General features: G+C 74.3%; 1 protein-coding gene and 1 pseudogene. Both read left to right on the top strand.

What is annotated here, in order from left to right; translation table 11 throughout:
- Positions 1-1,447: ABC transporter substrate-binding protein (locus DVA66_RS19305; RefSeq protein ID WP_232822078.1), on the top strand; the 1,447-nt coding region annotated here is incomplete at its 5' end.
- A gap of 306 nt (positions 1,448-1,753) precedes the next feature.
- Positions 1,754-2,533 (top strand): annotated as a pseudogene (locus DVA66_RS19310) (tRNA (adenine-N1)-methyltransferase); the annotation flags it as partial.

Consider the following 2,533-nt stretch of genomic DNA (forward strand, 5'->3'; position numbering starts at 1 on the left):
CACCGAACCCGCCCCGCCTCCGCCGGCGCCGCCGCCCGGCTCGCCCACCCCCACCCCGCGGCCCTACCTCACCGTCGGCACCACCGACCGGTTCACCCAGCCCGACCCGGCCGGGGTGACCACCCAGGCGTCCTCGGGGCTGGCCTACACCGTCTTCCAACGGCTGATGACGGTGCCGGCGGTCGGGCCGGACGAGGTGCCCGTGCTCAAGCCCGAGGCGGCCCGCGAGTGCGTGGTCAGCTCGCCGACGACCTACGAGTGCACCCTGAACGAGGGGATGACCTTCCACAACGGCCACGAGCTCACCTCCAGCGACGTGAAGTTCAGCATCGAGCGGGCGCTGCGGCTCGACGTCGACGGCACCGCCGTCCCGCTGCTGTCGACGCTGCGCCGGATCGAGACCCCTGACGAGCTGACCGTGCGCTTCGTGCTCAACCGCCCCGACAACCAGTTCGGCTTCGCGCTGGCCACCCCGGCGGCCTCCATCGTCGACGAGGAGGTCTACGACCCCGACGAGCTGCGCCCGGTCGATCAGACGGTGGCCGGCTCGGGCCCCTACCGGGTGTCGGAGCTCGGCACCGACGAGGTGCGCTTCGACCGGTTCGCCCGCTACGTCGGCCCCGCCGGCGGACGCGAGCAGACCCTGCTCGTGCGCACCTTCGCCGACTCGGGCAGCCTCGAGCAGGCGATGACCGACCGGCAGGTGGACGCCGTCTGGCGCGGCCTCGGCTCAGCCGCCCGGACCCGGCTCACCAGCCAGGTGGAGAGCTCCACCGGTGGACGCAGCGAGAGCGGCTTCGCCCCGACCGAGATCCCCGGCGCCCGGGTGCACCGGCTGTGGTGGTCGCCGACCTCCCCGGCCCGCGAGGACGCCGCGGTGCGGGTCGCCGTCCGCGACTCCCTGCAGGGGGAGCGGATCCTCGACAGCATCGTGCCGCCCACCGTCTGGGGTTACGCCCCGGCGTTCGAGGTGGGCGGGGAGCCGACCACCGAGCCACGTCCGCGCCGCACCCGGCTGGTGCTCAGCTACGACTCGACGGTGCCGGACGGGGAGGACCAGGCCAACGTGGTCCGCTCCCGGCTGGAGGACGGCGGCGACCTGTCGGTGCAGATCACCCCCGACCTGGCCGAGGCCGACCTCTTCCTGCTCGACGAGAAGGCCTGGACGTCCACGCCGACCGCCTGGCTGCAGCGCTACCTCGAGCACCCCGCCCCCGGCAGCACCACCCGGGTCGGTGAGCTGATGGACCGCTACCGGGCCAGCACCGTCCCCGAGGAGGCCGAGGGCCTGCTCTCGGAGCTGCAGCAGCAGGCCGCCGCGGACGCGGTGCTGGTGCCGATCGCCCAGGCGCCCGAGCAGATCTGGCTGGCCCAGGGCGTCACCTGGGTGCCGAGCTCCTTCGGCCCCGGGCACCAGCTCACGCTGTCGGGGCTCGGCCGGGGCTGAGCGTCTGCCAGACTGGTCGGCTGGGCCGCACCCAGCCGCCCGAGCAGCACCAGAACCGCCCGGGCGGGCGCCGCGCGCCGCCGACGGGCACGAGAGGACCGTGTGACCACCGACCCGCAGCCCGATCCCGGGCAGGACGCCGACCCCCCGAGCCTGTCCGAGGACGCCCTGAGCCCGTCCACGAACGCCTTCAGCCCGTCCACGAACGCCCTCAGCCCGTCCACGAACGCCCTGAGCCTGTCGAAGGGCGAGCACCCGCCGACCGCCGTCACGGCGGACGCGCTGTCCGGGGTGCGCACCGGGCCGCTGCGGGCGGGGGAGCGGATCACCCTCACCGACCCCAAGGGCCGGCGGCACTCGGTCGTGCTCGAGGTCGGCAAGACCTTCCACACCACCAAGGGCGGGATCAGCCACGACGAGCTGATCGGCGGTCCGGAGGGGGTCGTGGTGCGTTCGGTCGGGGGCATGCAGTTCCTGGCGCTGCGCCCGCTGCTCAACGAGTTCAGCGTGACGATGCCGCGCGGGGCGGCCGTGGTCTACCCCAAGGACGCCGCGCAGATCATCGTCGCCACCGACATCTTCCCCGGCGCCCGGGTGCTGGAGGCCGGCGTCGGCTCCGGCGCGCTGTCGCTGTACCTGCTGCGCGCGATCGGACCCACCGGCACCCTCTACTCCTACGAGCGCCGTGAGGACTTCGCCGCGGTCGCCCGGCGCAACGTCACCTCCTTCCTCGGTGCGGAGCACCCGGCCTGGCAGGTGCGGGTCGGCGACCTGGTGCATACCATCGGCGAGGAGCCGGTCGACCGGGTGGTGCTGGACATGCTCGCGCCCTGGGACTGCGTGGAGGCGGTGGCGCGGGTGCTGGTGCCGGGCGGGGTGGTGTGCTGCTACGTCGCCACCACCACCCAGCTCGGACGGGTGGTCGACACCTTCCGCGCCCACGGCTCCTTCACCGAGCCCGAGGCCACCGAGACCACGGTGCGCGGCTGGCACGCCGAGGGTCTGGCGATCCGGCCCGCCCACTCCAGCACCGGCCACACCGGGTTCCTCGTCACCACCCGCCGGCTGGCCCCCGGCGTCCAGGCC

The sequence above is a fragment of the Desertihabitans aurantiacus genome (assembly GCF_003344635.1).
Taxonomy (GTDB): Bacteria; Actinomycetota; Actinomycetes; order Propionibacteriales; family Propionibacteriaceae; genus Desertihabitans; species Desertihabitans aurantiacus.